Source organism: Nonomuraea sp. NPDC048882 (assembly GCF_040649755.1).
In the GTDB taxonomy this organism is placed as follows: domain Bacteria; phylum Actinomycetota; class Actinomycetes; order Streptosporangiales; family Streptosporangiaceae; genus Nonomuraea; species Nonomuraea maheshkhaliensis.
In genome coordinates this window covers 83006-99863 of the sequence record NZ_JBEZGB010000020.1, presented here as the reverse complement: position 1 = coordinate 99863, position 16858 = coordinate 83006, and the positions used below count along the sequence as shown (strand labels likewise).

At 71.4% G+C, this 16858-nt stretch carries 13 protein-coding genes; 12 read left to right on the top strand and 1 reads right to left on the bottom strand.

Annotation, left to right across the window (positions count from 1 at the left end; genetic code table 11):
* Nucleotides 1-89 precede the first annotated feature (89 nt).
* The 4 genes from lysA (at nucleotide 90) to AB0C27_RS46510 (ending at nucleotide 5958) form a co-directional block, all read left to right on the top strand.
* Nucleotides 90-1472, top strand: a complete 1383-nt coding sequence (gene lysA, locus AB0C27_RS46525) for a diaminopimelate decarboxylase (RefSeq protein WP_357859321.1) — start codon at nucleotides 90-92, stop codon at nucleotides 1470-1472.
* Nucleotides 1469-2758, top strand: coding sequence for a homoserine dehydrogenase (locus AB0C27_RS46520; protein WP_357859318.1), 1290 nt, complete (start codon nucleotides 1469-1471; stop codon nucleotides 2756-2758). The genes lysA and AB0C27_RS46520 overlap by 4 nt, the downstream gene beginning before the upstream one ends.
* A gap of 210 nt (nucleotides 2759-2968) precedes the next feature.
* A complete protein-coding gene (locus AB0C27_RS46515) occupies nucleotides 2969-4045 on the top strand; it encodes a family 2 glycosyl transferase (RefSeq protein WP_357859315.1) in 1077 nt (358 codons plus the stop codon).
* 242 nt (nucleotides 4046-4287) lie between these two features.
* Nucleotides 4288-5958: a glycosyltransferase gene (locus tag AB0C27_RS46510; RefSeq protein WP_357859312.1), complete on the top strand. Its 1671-nt coding sequence runs from the start codon at nucleotides 4288-4290 to the stop codon at nucleotides 5956-5958.
* Nucleotides 5959-6130: 172 nt separating this feature from the next.
* Here the strand turns inward: AB0C27_RS46510 and AB0C27_RS46505 are convergent, their stop codons facing one another.
* The gene (locus AB0C27_RS46505) at nucleotides 6131-7561 is read right to left on the bottom strand and encodes a glycosyltransferase (RefSeq protein ID WP_357859309.1); all 1431 of its coding nucleotides are present in this window, start codon (nucleotides 7559-7561) and stop codon (nucleotides 6131-6133) included.
* Nucleotides 7562-7759: 198 nt separating this feature from the next.
* Between AB0C27_RS46505 and thrC the strand changes: the two genes are divergently transcribed.
* The 8 genes from thrC (at nucleotide 7760) to prmC (ending at nucleotide 16812) form a co-directional block, all read left to right on the top strand.
* Complete coding sequence (gene thrC / locus AB0C27_RS46500; protein ID WP_346105981.1) at nucleotides 7760-8818, top strand: threonine synthase; 1059 nt, start codon at nucleotides 7760-7762, stop codon at nucleotides 8816-8818.
* A gap of 39 nt (nucleotides 8819-8857) precedes the next feature.
* Entirely contained in the window at nucleotides 8858-9763 is a 906-nt protein-coding gene (gene thrB / locus AB0C27_RS46495) for a homoserine kinase (protein WP_357859306.1), read from the top strand.
* Nucleotides 9764-10220: 457 nt separating this feature from the next.
* Entirely contained in the window at nucleotides 10221-12290 is a 2070-nt protein-coding gene (gene rho, locus AB0C27_RS46490; RefSeq protein ID WP_357859304.1) for a transcription termination factor Rho, read from the top strand.
* 142 nt (nucleotides 12291-12432) lie between these two features.
* Nucleotides 12433-13701, top strand: a complete 1269-nt coding sequence (locus tag AB0C27_RS46485) for a sensor domain-containing protein (protein WP_357859300.1) — start codon at nucleotides 12433-12435, stop codon at nucleotides 13699-13701.
* Between the two features lie 59 nt (nucleotides 13702-13760).
* On the top strand, nucleotides 13761-14396 hold the full coding sequence (locus AB0C27_RS46480; RefSeq protein ID WP_346105985.1) for a response regulator transcription factor: 636 nt from the start codon (nucleotides 13761-13763) through the stop codon (nucleotides 14394-14396).
* A gap of 209 nt (nucleotides 14397-14605) precedes the next feature.
* A complete protein-coding gene (rpmE, locus tag AB0C27_RS46475; protein ID WP_357859296.1) occupies nucleotides 14606-14824 on the top strand; it encodes a 50S ribosomal protein L31 in 219 nt (72 codons plus the stop codon).
* An 84-nt stretch (nucleotides 14825-14908) separates the two neighbouring features.
* Nucleotides 14909-15961 (top strand): peptide chain release factor 1, encoded by a 1053-nt coding sequence (gene prfA, locus AB0C27_RS46470; protein ID WP_357859293.1) that lies wholly within the window; start codon nucleotides 14909-14911, stop codon nucleotides 15959-15961.
* Nucleotides 15958-16812, top strand: coding sequence for a peptide chain release factor N(5)-glutamine methyltransferase (prmC, locus tag AB0C27_RS46465; protein ID WP_357859290.1), 855 nt, complete (start codon nucleotides 15958-15960; stop codon nucleotides 16810-16812). Before prfA ends, prmC begins: the two co-directional genes overlap by 4 nt.
* Nucleotides 16813-16858: the final 46 nt, after the last annotated feature.

Here is a 16858-nt window from a genome sequence, read left to right as displayed (position 1 = left end):
CGTAAAAATATCCCTTCCAGGGCGTGATCGTGTCTCGATACGTGGTCACAGGGTCATGGCTCCCTGGTGCTTCCGATAGCCTCGATCGGGTGAGTCGATTCGCCCACCCCGCCGGGGACCGGCACGCCGAGATGCTGCCGCACGAGCGCCCGCCGCTGGCGCCCGCCGACCTCAACCGGATCAACCCCTCGATCTGGCCCCGAACGTCGAGCCGGGCGGAAGGCGCGCTCACCGTCGGCGGCGTGGACGTGCGCGACCTCGCTCGTGATTACGGCACCCCGCTCTACGTCATCGACGAGGACGACGTGCGCTCGCGCATGCGCGACTACGCGACGGCGTTCTCCGGCTCCGAGGTCCACTACGCCGGCAAGGCGTTCCTGTGCAAGGAGATCGTGCGCTGGCTCCAGGACGAGGGCCTCGGCCTCGACGTGGCCAGCAGCGGCGAGCTGGCGGTCGCGCTGAGCGTCGGCTTCCCCGCCGAGCGCATCACCATGCACGGCAACAACAAGTCCAAGGCCGAGCTGGCCAAGGCCCTGGAGGCCGGGGTCGGTCACATCGTGGTCGACTCCTACGACGAGATCACCAGGCTCGGCTACCTCGCCGAGCAGCTGGGCAAGCGGCCCAAGGTGATGATCAGGGTGACCACCGGGGTCGAGGCCCACACCCACGAGTTCATCGCCACGGCCCACGACGACCAGAAGTTCGGCCTGTCGCTGAACGCGGGCGCCGCGGCCGAGGCCGTGCGCCGCATCCTCGCCATGCCGCAGCTCGAGCTGGTCGGCCTGCACTCCCACATCGGCTCCCAGATCGTCGACACGGCCGGGTTCGAGGTGGCCGCGCGCCGGCTGGCCACGCTGCTCGTCCAGATCAAGGACGAACACGGCGTCGTGCTGCCCGAGCTCGACCTGGGCGGCGGCTACGGCATCGCCTACGTCGACGGCGACGAGGCTCCCGACATCAAGGAGCTCGCCGACGGCCTGCGCGAGATCGTCGCCAAGGTCTGCGTGGACGCCGGCCTGCCCGTGCCCCGCCTGACCGTCGAGCCCGGCCGCACCATCGTCGGCCCGGGCGGCATCACCCTCTACGAGGTCGGCACCATCAAGGACGTCGAGGGCCTGCGCACCTACGTGAGCATCGACGGCGGCATGAGCGACAACGTGCGCACGGCCCTTTACGGTGCCGAATACACCGCCGCGCTGGTCAGCCGGTCCAGTGAGGCCGAGCCCATGCTCAGCCGCCTGGTCGGCAAGCACTGCGAGAGCGGCGACATCATCGTGCGCGACTTCCATCTGCCGGCCGACCTCGCCCCCGGTGACCTGATCGCCGTGGCCGCGACCGGCGCCTACTGCCGTTCGCTGGCCAACAACTACAACTACCTGCCCAGGCCCGCCGTGGTCGCCGTCTCAGGCGGTGTCTCGCGCGTGATCGTGCAGGGCGAGACCGAGGACGACTTGTTGAGGGGGCAGCTGTGAAACCGCTGAAAGTGGCTCTGCTGGGCTGCGGCGTCGTCGGGTCTCAGGTCATCAGGCTCATGCACGAGCAGGCCGGCGACCTGGCCGCGCGCGTCGGGGCCCCGCTGGAGCTGACCGGCGTCGCCGTACGCAGGCTGGGCCGCAAACGCGACGTCGAGGTCGACCCCGCGCTGCTCACCACCGACGCCGAGGCGCTGGTCACCCGCGACGACGTCGACATCGTGATCGAGGTCATCGGCGGCATCGAGCCCGCCCGCTCGCTGATCGTCTCCGCCCTGTCCAGGGGCAAGTCCGTGGTCACCGCCAACAAGGCGCTGCTGGCCGCCGACGGCGCCGCGCTCCACGAGGCCGCCAGGACCGGGCGCGGCGACCTCTACTTCGAGGCCAGCGTGGCCGGGGCCATCCCGCTGCTGCGCCCCCTGCGCGAGTCGCTGGCCGGCGACCACGTCAAACGGGTGCTCGGCATCGTCAACGGCACCACCAACTACATCCTCGACAAGATGGACTCCACGGGCGCCTCCTTCACCGACGCCCTGGAGGAGGCCCAGACCCTCGGTTACGCCGAGGCCGACCCGACCGCCGACGTCGAGGGCTTCGACGCCGCTGCCAAGGCCGCCATCCTCGCCGGGCTCGCCTTCCACAGCCGGGTGCGCGCCGAAGAGGTGCACCGCGAGGGCATCACCGACATCACCGCCACCGACGTCGCCTCCGCCAAGGCCATGGGCTACGTCATCAAGCTGCTGGCCATCTGCGCCCGCTCCGACGACGGCCGCTCGTTCGGCGTGCGGGTCCATCCGGCGATGATCCCGCGCTCCCATCCGCTGGCCGGGGTGCGTGAGGCGTACAACGCGGTCTTCGTGGAGGCCGAGTCGGCCGGGCAGCTCATGTTCTACGGCAAGGGCGCCGGCGGGGCTCCGACCGCCTCCGCCGTGCTCGGCGACCTGGTGGCCGTCGGCCGCAACCGGCTGGCCGGCACGCGCGGGCCCGAGGAGTCCACCTACGCCGACCTGGCCGTCCACCCGATGGGCGACACCGTCACGCGCTGCCACGTGGCGCTCGACGTCGCCGACAAGCCGGGCGTGCTGGCGCGGGTGGCGGAGCTGTTCGCCAAGCACGACGTGTCGATCCAGACCGTGCGCCAGGAGGGGCACGGCGACGACGCCCAGCTCGTCATCGTCACCCACCGCGCCACGGACGCCGCGCTGACGGCGACCATGGAGGGGCTGCGCGAGCTCGACATCGTGCGGGCGGTGGCCAGCGTGATGCGGGTCGAGGGCGACGAGTAACGCAGGGATCCCGCGCTCACCGGTCCGCGCGGTGTGCTGAGGTTCGCGCGGGTCTGCGGCGTCCTGACGTCGTTCGCGCAGGTCTGCACGAACGGGCCGGCGGGCGCGTTCACCGGTCGTGAACGAGGGCCGTATCCGCGTCCGCCGGGTGGTGGAACGGGCGTAGGGTAGGCGCCGATCGGTTGCCGAGCGGTCAGGAGCACCTCGTTCATGTCCCCCACCCCCTGCGGTTTCGCGCGTACGCCGGAGAAGGAGCCGGCCCGCCTGCACTGGGCCGGAGCCGGCTGGGCGGTCGACGGGCAGCCGCCCGACGTGGCCGCCCTGCGTCCGCTGCGCGGGCTGGAGATCGAGTGGCCGGACGGCCCGGTGCCGCTCGACGGCCTGCTGAGCTTGGCCGCCGCCGGCGTGCCGCTCACCGCCGAGCGTGCCGCGCTCTGGGTGCCCGCCGATCTGGCCGAGCTGCTCACCGACCGTGAGTGGCTGGCCCACACCGCCGACGGCACCGCCCGCTGCCTGGCCGACCTGCGCCGCGAGGAGCACAGCGTACGCCTGCGCCGCCTCGCCCATCCGTTGGCGGCCGTGCCGCAGGTGAGCATCGTGATGGCCACCAGGCGGCCCGCGTTCGTCGGTGCGGCGCTGGCCCAGATGGAGCGTCAGCGCGACGTCTCGGCGGAGGTGCTGCTGGGCCTGCACGGGGTCGCGTTCGAGCAGGTCCGTGAGGCGGTCGAGTCCTGCTCCCTGCCCGTGCGGTGGATCGAGGCGGACGCGTCCGTGCCGTTCGGCGACGTGCTCAACCAGGCGGCGGCGATGGCCGGCGGCGACCTGCTGGCGAAGTGGGACGACGACGACTGGTACGGCCCGCGTCACCTGGCCGACCTGTTCATGGCGCTCACGTACGCGGGGGCCGACGTGGTGGGCACGACGGCCGAGTTCTTCTACCTGGAGCCGTTGCGGGCGACGATCAGGCGCACGACGTTCGCCAGTGGGGCGAGTTATCCGAGTGAGGTCTATTCCGACCATGTCGCCGGTGGCACGATCATGGTGTCGCGGGCGAAATTCCAGGAGATAGGCGGCTTTCCGGCGCTGCCGCAAGCCGTCGATCGCGAATTCCTCAAGGCGGCGGAGCAGGCAGGAGCCCGCATCTACCGCACCCACGGGCTGGGCTACGTCCTGCGGCGCGGGCTCAGCGGCGACCACACCTGGCAGCTGCCGCTGGCCCACTTCCTCAAGGTGGCCGTCAACCAGTGGCGGGGCTTCCGTCCGAGCGCGCTCATGGAAGCGGCGTGACCGTGCACGACGGCTCCGTGAGCCACCCGGACGACCGGGGCCCAGGCGACGCCGAGAGCCCGTCCACGGCAGGCCGGCCGTCGGAGAGCGGGTCGGCCGGAGGCCGGTCGGCGGCGAGTCCGTTGGCGGAGGGCCGGGCAGTGGGGAGTCCGTTGGCGGAAGGTCGGCCAGGGGTGAGCGCGTTGCCGGGAGACCGGTCGGTGGGGAGTTCGTTGCAGAACGGCGGGTTGGCGGGGAGTTCGGTGGTTCGTCGGGTGCGGGGGAACGACTATCGCGTACTCGCCGGGCCCGACCAACACTTCACGCCGACCCTGACGGTCAGCGTCGTCGTCCCGGCCTACGGTGGGCAGCAGCAGCTTGACCTGGTGCTCGCCGCGCTGGCCAGGCAGACGTACCCGGCGGAGCTGACCGAGGTCGTCGTGGTCGACAACGGCAGCGAGCCGCCGCTGCGGCTGCCCGCCGAGCGCCCTGACATGACCCGGTTGATCGGCTGCGAACGGCCCGGCCGGGCCGCCGCGCGTAACGCGGGGCTGGCCGCGGCCACCGGTGAGGTGATCCACTGGCTCGACTCCGACGTGGTGCTCACGCCGGGCGCGATCGAGGCCCACATGCGCTGGCACCACGCGGCGCCGTACGTGGTGGTGACCGGCTACCTCAGGTTCACCGAGGCGGAGCTCCCCGCGGAGCTGCCCGCCGACCTCGAAGGCTACTTCGAGCCGGCCGAGCCGCACGCCTGGATCGTGGACCTGGTCGACCGCACCGACGGCCTCACCGCCAACCCGCAGCGCCCCTTCAGCCTGCACGTCGGCGGCGCGACCTCGGTCAACGCCCGGCTGATCAGGGCGGCGGGGCCGATGGACGACGATCTCGTGCTCGGCCAGGACACCGAGATGGGCTACCGGCTGTGGCAGGCCGGCGCGGTCTTCGTACCGGAGCCGGTGGCCCGCGCCTACCATCTCGGGCCGACGATGCGGATGCGCGACAAGCCGTCCATCGACCGGGTCAGCCACGCGTTCGTGGCCGACCGTATCCCGGCCTACCGCTGGCTGAGGGGTCATCCCGGGCGGCAGTGGAAGGTCCCGTACGTCACCGCGGTCGTGGACGGCACGGCCGGATACGACTCCGTACGGGCCAGCGTGGACGCGCTGCTGGCCGGCACCGTCCCTGATGTGTCCGTGCTGCTGACCGGGCCCTGGGACACCCTCGACCGCGACCGCCGCGCCCCGCTCAAGGACCCGGCCCTGGAGTTGGTGCTGGTCCATGGGCACTACGAGCACGAGGGCCGGGTACGCCTGGCCACGACCGGCGACGGCGGGGGACACGCGGGTGGCGACGGGGCCGTGGACCCGGCCGTCCCCTACGTGCTGCGCCTGCCCGCAGGCTGGATCCCCGGCGAGGACACCCTCGCGCGCCTGCTCGACCTGGCCCGCGACGAGGGCCTTGGCCTGGTGAACGTGCTGCTGCGCGAGTCGGCGGATGACGTCGTCACGGCCCGCCTGGAACGCGCCGCGGCCTTCGCCAGGGCCCGCCTGGTCGCCGCGCCGGGGGAGGACCTGGACGACGCGGTGGACACGGTGTCGGGCGTCGTCTGGGTGGACGGCGAGACCTACGGCTTCACCACCGAGGCACGGACGCCGGTGGGCCGGCGGGGGGCGTACCGGGCCGGGGTCGAGGCGCGAGCGGAGGTGGAGCGGCTGACCGCGGAGGCCGAGCGGCTGCGGGGTCAGATCGCCAAGTGGAAGGAGGAGGCGGGCCGCTGGCGCAAGTCGGCGGTGGAGCTGCGCCGCGAGGTCAGCACGCTGCGCCGCCGGGTCGCCGCCGCCGAACGCGCCGCACAGGCACAGGCCCAGCAGGGCCTGCGCACGATGATGTCGGCCACAAAACGCGCCCTCCGCAAACGCCTACGCGGCTGACACCCCACGCGACCAGGTCCCATGCGGGTCGGTCCCGTGCGGGCCAGCGGCGCGCGGCCCGGCCCCGAGCTCAGGGCAGTCCCTGGTCGCCCCCGTGTCCCAGTTCGGGCTCAGGGGCGCAGGGCATCGCGCGGTCGGTTCGGTCGCAGCGGGTGCCAGGCGTCGCGGCTGGTCAGTTCGGGCGTAGGGCCGACTTGAGGCGGCGGAGGAGGGTCTTCTCCGGTGGTTCCACCGTCACCTTCACCGGCGCCGGGATGGTGACCGGGTCGGGTTGCGCAGGCGCGGGCCAGAAGCGGTCCGGTGGCTCGTGGCGTACCCCGTGCGTGGCGTCGATGACCGCGTCGAGGTCGTCGCCGGGCCCGGAGAGGAGCGCGGCGCGGCCGAGTGCCGAGGTGCGCTCCAGGCGGGCCGTGCGCCCGTCGGGCAGGTCCACGACGAGCACGCCCGCGAGGTCCTTCTGCACCGACTCGATCATCCGCTCCAGCGTCGCCCGGTGCAGCGGCACGTCCACCGGCCCCCGGTAGCGGAACGGGCTCGGCGCGGGCGTCGGCGCGGCTTCGTCGATCAACCGGACGCGTTCGTCGTGCGCGAACAGGTCACGCATGAGCCGCAGCTCGAAACACGGGTCGGACAGCGCGAACCGGCGCGAGTCGTCCAGCCGCGACCACGGCCCCACCAGCGTCACCACGACGTCCTGCAGTTTGCCGTCCAGCGCCGCCGCGACCGCCTGCCGCACCACGGACTCCGAGGTGTCGGTCACGTCGAGCACGACCTCCACGTACGGCACCAGCCACCGCCGCCCCCGGTCCTTGCGCAGGTCGCGGCGCAGCGGGATCCGGTGCGCCAGGTACGGCTCCACCGCCCGCACCGCCCGCTCCCTGTCGCGGTGCTGGGCGGGCAGCCCCAGGTGCACGGCCTGGGCGTCGGCGTCGGGCACGAAGACGACGCCGTGCATGGCCAGGCGGTAGGAGAACTCGGTGTCCTCGCCCCGCGCCACGTTCGGGTCGAGACCGCCCACGGCGTGGAAGACCTCCCGGGGCAGGGCGAAGGTCGGGCCGGTGCACACGTGGTACGGATTGCGGCTCTTGCGCAGCCCGTCCGTCTTGGCGATCGTCGCCTCGGTCGAGCTCGACCTGGCCCCTTCGAGGTCGAACACCTCGTCCAGTCGCTTCGCCGCGGCGATCTGGGCGGCGGTGACGGGCGGCACCTCGACGAACTTCTTCATCCCGATCGTGACCAGGTAGTCCGTCACGTGGTGCCACCGGGCCAGCGCCTCGATGTGCTCGCGGCAGGCCACCATGTCGGCGTCGAGCCGCTGGATGATCTCGCCGTCGGCCGCCTTGGCGCCGGTGTTGACCGCGTTGGAGATGCCCCAGCCGTCCCGGACCCGTACGAGACGGGTGTTGACCGGGCGCAGCTCAGGCAGCCGGATCGGCGGCCGGCTGCCGTCGTCGACGACCAGCACCTCCATGAGGTGCTCCGGATACGTCTGTACGGACAGCGCGGCCAGCGTCAGATCGAGCTTGTCCTGCCCGCCGTGCGCGGGTATCACCACGCTCACGGAAAGTGCGGGTGACCAGGCGCCGAGCTGCGGTGCCGCCACTGGTGAATAGTCGTTCTGCCTCAGAGCAGGACGCGCGTTCATGGTCGTGACCCCCTGCCGAGACCTTATCGGGAGATGCTGAGAATTTCCTGAATAGTGCCCCTGTCCAATGGACGGGTCCGACCCGTGGACACGGCTCAGCGACGGTCCCCGGCACCCCGTACACTCTGTGCCCAACAGCGCAGGTAGGGAGTCATCATGAGCAGGTCGTGGCGTGGCCTCATCGAGGAGTACCGCGAACGTCTTCCGGTCACCGCGAAGACGCCGGTCATCACGCTGCTCGAGGGCGGCACGCCGCTGGTGCCCGCGCACCGCGTCTCGGCCCTCACGGGGTGTGACGTCTACCTGAAGGTGGAGGGGGCCAACCCGACGGGCAGCTTCAAGGACCGCGGGATGACGATGGCCATCAGCAAGGCGGTGGAAGAGGGGGCCAAGGCGGTCATCTGCGCCTCCACCGGCAACACCTCGGCCTCGGCCGCGGCCTACGCCGTGCGCGCCGGGCTGACCTGCGCCGTGCTGGTGCCGCGGGGGAAGATCGCGATGGGCAAGCTGGCCCAGGCGCTCGTGCACGGGGCCACGCTGCTGCAGGTCGAGGGGTCGTTCGACGACTGCCTGGAGATGACCCGCAAGTTGTCGTCCAGCTATCCCATCGCGCTGGTCAACTCCGTCAACCCGTTCCGGCTGCAGGGGCAGAAGACGGCGGCGTTCGAGATCGTCGACACGCTCGGCGACGCCCCCGACATCCACTGCATCCCGGTGGGCAACGCGGGCAACATCTCGGCCTACTGGATGGGCTACCAGGAATACTTCGACGACGGGGTCGCCACCAGGCGTCCGCGCATGTTCGGCTTCCAGGCCAGCGGCTCGGCGCCGATCGTCGAGGGCGCGCCCGTCGCCCATCCCCACACGATCGCCACCGCGATCCGCATCGGCAACCCGGCCTCCTGGTCGCTGGCCACGGCGGCCCGCGACGAGTCGGGCGGGACCATCCAGGCGGTGACCGACCGGCAGATCGCGGCGGCGTACAAGCTGCTGGCGCAGGAGGAGGGCGTGTTCGTCGAGCTCGCCTCGGCCGCCAGCGTCGCGGGCTTGCTGCAGGCCCACGCACAGGGCATGGTGGAGCCGGGGCAGCGCATCGTCTGCACGGTCACGGGCAACGGACTGAAGGACCCCGACTGGGCCATCTCGGGGGCGCCGGCGCCGGTGGTCATCCCCATCGACGTCCACGCCGCCGCGGCGGCGCTCAACCTCGCCTGACGGGGGCGCACGGGGGAGTGACGAGAGAAAAGTGAACGCATGAGGACCGTTGCCATCCGCGTGCCCGCCACCTCGGCGAATCTGGGGCCCGGATACGACGCGCTGGGGCTGGCGCTGAACCTGCACGACGAGGTCAGGGCCACGCTCGCCGACGAGCGCGGTGTCCACGTCACCGTGGAGGGCGAGGGCGCGGGGGAGGTGGATCTCGGCGAGGGGCATCTGGTCGTCAAGGCGATGCGCGCGGCGTTCGGCCGCATGGGGGTGCCTCAGCCGGAAGGGATACGCCTGCACTGCCACAACCGGATCCCGCACGCGCGCGGGCTCGGATCGTCGTCGGCCGCCGTGTGCGCGGGCATTCTCGCCGCGCGCGCCCTGGCCGACGGCGAACTTTCCGACGACGACGTCTACGCGCTGGCCACCGAGATGGAGGGCCATCCCGACAACGTCGCCCCCTGCCTGGCCGGTGGGCTGACCGTGGCCTGGTTCGACCACGCCGGGGTTCCGCGTATGGTGAAACTGGCTCCCGACCAGCGCGTCCGTCCAGTCGTCGTCGTTCCTTCGACGCGGCTGTCCACGGAGGCCGCGCGGGGGCTCCTGCCGAAGGACGTGCCCCACGAGGACGCCTCCTTCAACGCCGGCCGGGCCGCGCTGCTGATCGCCGCGCTGACCCAGCGGCCGGAGCCGGGGCTCCTGCTCGCCGCCACGGAAGACCGCCTTCACCAGCACTACCGCGCGCCTGCCATGCGGCAGAGCGCGGATCTGGTAGAACGTCTCCGTGCAGTGGGCGTGCCCGCGGTCGTTTCGGGAGCGGGTCCCACGGTTCTTGCGTTTTCGACATCGGATACGCAGGATTTGATCGCGCCAGAAGTGGGTAATGACTGGCACATCCAGCAAATGGACGTCGACCCGGTTGGTGCGGACGTTCAGTTCCCCGAGACACGCTGATACCTCTTTAGACCTTCAGGGAATAGCCGTGTGCGCTGGTGATGTTAGGCTGATAGCCGCACCAGATGCCCCCTTGGTGGGTGCGTGCTTGTCAGCCATACATCGCTGCATCATGCTTCACGTCGCGAGGCGGAAGCAGCGCGGCTGTCTCCCCGGAATCCGTTGCCTCCGGTTGGCCCACACCCGGTTGGCTCAACGTGAGGTGGCGACGACGGGGATCTGCGCGTTCGAATCATCTCGACATCTGGTTGGCGACAGCAATCTGGGGGGTGTCAGCCACGCGCCAAGGGCCATCGGCGGCGTGGACGAACCCCTCCCCAAGAGTGGCGGCTGCCTGAGACGACAGCCGAAGATCGCAGAGTGCACCCCGACCCGGTCTGTCCCGCCGGATCGCAAGCACCTCCGGGACGCCCGGGAGAACGAAACCGGCGCCCGACCCCTGGGAAGGACCTTTTAGTTGAGCGACACCACCGAACTCCTCTCCGACGCATCAGGCGCTGAGCCGGCGTCCGGCGACACCCCCACCCGCGCAGCGGCTAAGCCGCGTGCGCGTCGCTCCGGCACCGGCCTGTCCGCCAAGGTGCTGCCCGAGCTGCAGAAGATGGCCGCCGAGCTGGGCATCAGCGGGACCGGGCGCATGCGGAAGAGCCAGCTGATCGCGGCCATCCAGGAGAAGCAGGGTGGCGGTTCCGGAGACGGCGCAGCGACTGCCGCACCCGCGGCTGAGGCGCCCCCGGCTTCGACGGAGGCGGCCCCCGCGACGGAGCGGCCCACCCGTGCACGCAGGGAACGTTCCCGCTCCAAGACCGCCGAGGACTCCGCTCCCCAGCCCGCCGCCGCGGCTCCGGTGGCCGCCGCCGAGCCCGTGGCCGTCGCGCCCGAGCCGGTCGCGGCCCCGGTCGAGACCGTGGTGGAGCAGCAGGCGCAGCCGGTCGAGGCCGGCCAGAGCGACACGCGCGCCGAGCGCGGCGAGAGCCGGCGCGAGCGCCGCAGCCGCGGCGAGCGTCGTGAGCGTGGCGACCGCGGCGACCGTTCCGCCGACCGCGGTGAGGGCGGCCGCGCCGAGAGCCGTGACAGCGGGCGCGACAGCGGTCGTGACCGTGACCGTGATCGTGACAGCCGTGATCGTGACAGCCGTGACCGTGACGGCCGCGACGGTGGCCGCGACGGCCGTGGCGAGCAGCGAGACCGCTCCGCCGTCGACGCGGGCAGCCGTGGCGACCAGCGCGGCGACCAGCGCGGCGACCAGCGCGGCGACCAGCGGGGCGACCAGCGCGGCAGCGACGACGACGACCGCGGCGGGCGCAGCCGCAGGGGCCGCTTCAGGGAGCGCAACCGTGGCCGTGGCCGCGACCGCTTCGACAGCAGCGAGCCCGTCATCGGCGACGACGACGTGCTCATCCCGATCGCCGGCATCCTCGACATCCTCGACAACTACGCGTTCGTCAGGACCAGCGGCTACCTTCCGGGCAGCAACGACGTCTACGTCTCGCTCGCCCAGATCCGCCGCAACGGCCTGCGCAAGGGCGACGTCATCACCGGCGCCGTCCGCCAGCCGCGCGACGGCGAGCGGCGCGAGAAGTTCAACGCCCTGGTCCGCCTCGACACCGTCAACGGCATGGACCCGGAGCAGGCTCGCAGCCGGCCCGACTTCAACAAGCTGACGCCGCTCTACCCGCAGGAGCGCCTGCGCCTGGAGACCGAGCCGAACATCCTCACCACGAGGATCATCGACCTCGTCTCGCCGATCGGCAAGGGCCAGCGCGGCCTCATCGTCTCGCCGCCCAAGGCCGGTAAGACGATGGTGCTGCAGGCCATCGCCAACGCGCTCACCCGCAACAACCCCGAGTGCCACCTGATGGTCGTGCTCGTGGACGAGCGGCCTGAAGAGGTCACCGACATGCAGCGGTCGGTCAAGGGCGAGGTCATCCACTCGACCTTCGACCGCCCCGCCGAGGACCACACCACCGTCGCCGAGCTCGCCATCGAGCGCGCCAAGCGCCTGGTGGAGCTGGGCCACGACGTGGTCGTGCTGCTCGACTCGATCACCCGTCTCGGCCGCGCCTACAACCTGGCGGCCCCGGCCTCCGGGCGCATCCTGTCGGGTGGTGTCGACTCCACGGCGCTCTACCCGCCGAAGCGGTTCTTCGGCGCCGCCCGCAACATCGAAAACGGCGGCTCGCTGACGATCCTCGCCACGGCCCTGGTCGAGACCGGGTCCAAGATGGACGAGGTCATCTTCGAGGAGTTCAAGGGCACCGGCAACATGGAGCTCAAGCTCAACCGCTCCCTGGCCGACAAGCGGATCTTCCCCGCGGTGGACGTCGACGCGTCCAGCACCCGTAAAGAAGAGATCCTCATGGGCAAGGACGAGCTCCAGATCGTCTGGAAGCTGCGTCGTGTGCTGCACGCGCTCGACATGCAGCAGGCGCTCGAACTGCTCCTGGAGAAGATGAAGGAGACCAAGTCCAACGCGGAGTTCCTGCTCCAGGTCCAGAAGACCACGGTGAGCAACGACCGCGACTAGCGTCCGCGTTCGCGGAAGGGGCGGTGGGGGTCTTCCCCCGCCGCCCCTTCCGCGTCCGGGCCGGGGCACTGGGGCTAGCCCTACCCCGTGACGGGAGTCATCCGTATTCACCGCGAGGCCCGGCGCGTGCACTCTGAACTACATGCGTTCTGTGGCGTTGAAGGACCGCGTGCCGCTCGGGCCCAAGGGGCCGCTGGGAGTTCTGGTCGACCCGATGACCTGGCGGGCGGCCCCCTACCTGCTGGTCACCGGCTTCGTCGGGCTCGGCTGGTTCGCGGTGCTGAGCATCACGGTCCCCCTCTCGCTCACGCTCACGATCGTCTGGGTGGGCGTCCCGCTCATGATGGCCACCGTGCTGATGTGGCGCGGCGGGGCGATGCTGGAACGCCGGCTGCTGCACGCGGCGTTCGGCGTCAGGATCGCCGACCCGTACCGGCCGCGGCCCGAGCGCGGTGTCGGCGCGCACCTGCGCTGGCTGCTGTCCGACCCCGCCACCTGGCAGGACCTGGGTTATCTGCTGATGCTGCTCCCGCTCGGCGCGGTCGAGGTGGGGTTGTCGTTCGGGCTGTGGTTCGCGTCGATCACGTTCCTCCTGCAGCCGCTGCTCTATTTCGGGTACGCGACCGGCGGCGGCTACAACGACCTGCTGGTCGGCGACTGGGCGCCGGGGGCGGTGATCGCCGCGGTCTTCGGCGGCCTGCTCCTCGTGCTGACGGCCTACCTCGTCCGCGGCATGGCCTGGCTGCACGGCACCCTCGCCACGGTGCTGCTCGGCGGCAACGAGGAGGAACGGCTGCGCGCCAGCAGGGCCAGGGGCATCGACGCCGCCGAGGCCGAGCGGCGCAGGATCGAACGCGACCTGCACGACGGCGCCCAGCAGCGGCTGCTGTCGGTCGCGGTGACTTTGGGACGCGCCCAGGCGAAGTTCGACAGCGAGCCCGACGAGGTCAGGACGCTCATCGCCCAGGCGCACGCCGGCACCAAGGCGGCCATCGCCGAGCTGCGGAACCTGGCCAGAGGCATCCACCCGGCCATCCTCAGCGACCGAGGGCTCGACGCCGCCCTGTCGGGGCTGGCCGCGCGGGCGCCCATCCGGGTGGACGTCTCGGTCGAACTGGACGAACGGCCGCCGCCCGCCGTGGAGAGCATCGCGTACTTCATCGTGGCCGAAACTTTGACCAACATGGCCAAGCACTCCGGCGCCACCGAGGCGTCCGTCACCCTGATCAGGGATCACCGCGGCGTGGTCGTGGACGTCTGGGACAACGGCATCGGCGGCGCGCTCCTCAGCCCGGGCGGCGGGCTGTCCGGGCTGGCCGACAGGGCCGCCACCATCGACGGGGTGATGGTCGTGCACAGCCCGGTGGGCGGCCCGACCCTGATCCGCGCGGAGCTGCCCTGCGAGTGGTAGCCGTGCCTGACGCGCAGGGCGGTGGACAGCCCGGCGTCCTGCCCTGTAGTCATGGGGCCATGCGCGTGGTCATCGCCGAGGACTCCGTACTGCTGCGCGAAGGGCTCGCGCGTCTGCTCGCCGACGGCGGCATCGAGACGGTGGCGAGCGTCTCCGACGGGCCCGCGCTGGTGACGGCGGTGCTGCGGCACGAGCCCGACCTGGCGATCGTCGACGTGCGCATGCCGCCGAGCCACACCGACGAGGGGCTGCGGGCGGCGCTGCAGGTGCGCGCCGCCAGGCCGGACTTCCCGATCCTCGTGCTGTCGCAGTACGTCGAGGAGCGCTACGCCGGCGAACTCATCGGCAGGGCCGTCGGCTACCTGCTCAAGGAGCGGGTCGCCGACGTGGCCGAGTTCCTGGAGGCGGTGCGCCAGGTCGCGTCCGGCGGGACGGTCATCGACCCCGAGGTGGTCGTGCAGTTACTCAGCCGGCAGCGGCGCGGCGCCCCGCTCGACTCGTTGTCGCCGCGCGAGCGCGAGGTGCTGGCGCTGATGGCGGAGGGCCGCTCCAACACCGCCATCGCCGCCCGGCTGGTCGTCACGGAGGGCGCGGTGGAGAAGCACATCTCCGGCATCTTCGCCAAGCTGGCGCTGGGGCCGGCGCCCGAGGACCACCGGCGAGTGCTCGCCGTGCTGACGTACCTGGGACGCTGAGGCGCCGGCGGGGCCGGCGGGGCCGGCGGGAGGCGGTGGGAGGCGGTGGGAGGCGGTGGGAGGCGGTGGGAGGCGGTGGGAGGCGGTGGGGAATGCCCGATGGCCTGGGATGGTTGCACGATCTGGCACACTGGTAGCTGACCATTTTGCGGTTCCGGTTCCCGCCATGCGTGAAGGCGACCCGGCGGCCGCACCCCGAAAGGACAGCGATGAAGCGCGACATTCACCCTGACTACAACGTGACGCAGGTGTCCTGCTCCTGCGGCAACACGTTCACCACCCGCAGCACCGCGAAGAACGGCGTGATCCACGCCGACGTGTGCTCGGCCTGCCACCCGTTCTACACGGGCAAGCAGAAGATCCTCGACACCGGCGGCCGGGTGGCCCGCTTCGAGAAGCGCTTCGGCAAGAAGGCCGCGGGCAAGTAGCTCCACCCACGCCGGCCCGGACGCACGCGTGCGCCGGGTCGGCGTTGTTGGTGAAACGGCCACACTCCACGAAAAGGGACCACGGTGAATCTCGACGAGTTGCTCAAGGAGTATTCCGAGCTGGAGTTGAAGCTCGCCGATCCCGCCGTGCACGCCGACCAGAACAAGGCACGCACCCTCGGCAGGCGCTACTCACAGCTGACGCCGATCGTCGGCACCTACCGTGAGCTCGAATCGGCCCGCGAGGACCTGACGGCCGCCAAGGAGCTGGCCGGCGAGGACGAGGGGTTCGCCGCGGAGGCCGCCGAGATCGAGGCGCGCATCCCGCAGCTCGAGGACAAGCTCCGCCATCTGCTCATCCCGCGCGATCCCAATGATGACAAGGACATCATCATGGAGATCAAGGCGGGCGAGGGCGGCGAGGAGTCCGCGCTGTTCGCCGGCGACCTGCTGCGCATGTACCTGCGTTACGCCGAGCGGCTCGGCTGGAAGACCGAGGTCATCGACAGCCAGCCCTCCGACCTGGGCGGATACAAAGACGTCACGGTCGGCATCCGGGCCAAGGGCGACGAGGGCGTGTGGTCCAGGCTCAAGTACGAGGGCGGGGTCCACCGCGTGCAGCGGGTGCCCGTCACCGAGTCGCAGGGCCGCATCCACACCAGCGCCGCCGGCGTGCTCGTCTATCCGGAGGCGGAGGAGGTCGACGTCCAGATCGACCCCAACGACCTGCGCATCGACGTCTACCGCTCCAGCGGCCCCGGCGGCCAGAGCGTCAACACCACCGACTCCGCGGTCCGCATCACCCACCTGCCCACCGGCGTGGTCGTCTCCTGCCAGAACGAGAAGAGCCAGCTCCAGAACAAGGAGTCGGCGCTGCGCATCCTGCGTGCCCGGCTGCTGGCCATCGCCCAGGAGCAGGCCGAGGCCGCCGCCCAGGCCGAGCGCAAGTCGCAGGTGCGCACCGTCGACCGCTCCGAGCGCGTACGCACCTACAACTTCCCGGAAAACCGCATCTCCGACCACCGCGTCGGCTTCAAGGCGTATAACCTCGACCAGGTTCTCGACGGTGAGCTCAACGCCGTCACCCAAGCCCTCATCGACGCCGAGATGGCGGAGAAGCTCGCACAACACTCATGACATTTCTGCTGGACGAGATCGCGCTCGCCACCGCCCGGCTGGCCGAGGCAGGTGTGCCTTCGCCGCGCACCGACGCGGAAGAGATCGCGGCATTCGTCCACGGCGTGCGCAGGAGTGAGCTGCACGCCGTCAGGGACTCCGAGTTCGACGCGCTGTTCTGGGAGGGCGTCGCCCGGCGCGAGGCCCGCGAGCCGCTGCAGCACATCACCGGTCACGCCTACTTCCGCTACCTGGAGCTCGCGGTCGGGCCCGGAGTGTTCGTGCCCAGGCCGGAGACCGAGGTGATGGCCGGATGGGCCATCGAGACGCTGCGGGAGATGGACGTCACCGCGCCGCTCGTCGTCGATCTCGGCACCGGGTCCGGCGCCATCGCGCTGTCGATCGCCCAGGAGGTGGCGCTGGCCGAGGTCCACGCCGTCGAGGTCGATCCGGGGGCGTACACCTGGGCCAAGCGCAACATCTCCGAGCACGGTCAGGGCCGCACCCACCTGCACCCGGAAGACCTCGCCGAGGCGCTGCCCGAGCTCAACGGCAAGGTCGACCTGGTCATCTCCAACCCGCCCTACATCCCGCCCGGCGCGATCCCGCGCGACCCCGAGGTGCGCGACTACGACCCGTCCCGCGCCCTGTTCGGCTCGGGCGACGACGGGCTCGGCGAGGTCCGCGCGGTCGAGCGCACCGCGCGCCGGCTGCTGCGTCCCGGCGGCTGGGTGGCCGTCGAACACGCTGACGAGCAGGGCAGGGCCGTCTACCTGACCTTCCCCGAGGACAACGGATGGCGGGACGTACGCCTGCGCCAGGACCTCACCAGAAGAGACCGCTTCGTCACGGCCAGGCTGGGCCAGGACTAGGATTCACGCCAGCGGCGCGGCCCCCTCCTGACCAGCAGGAAGCCCG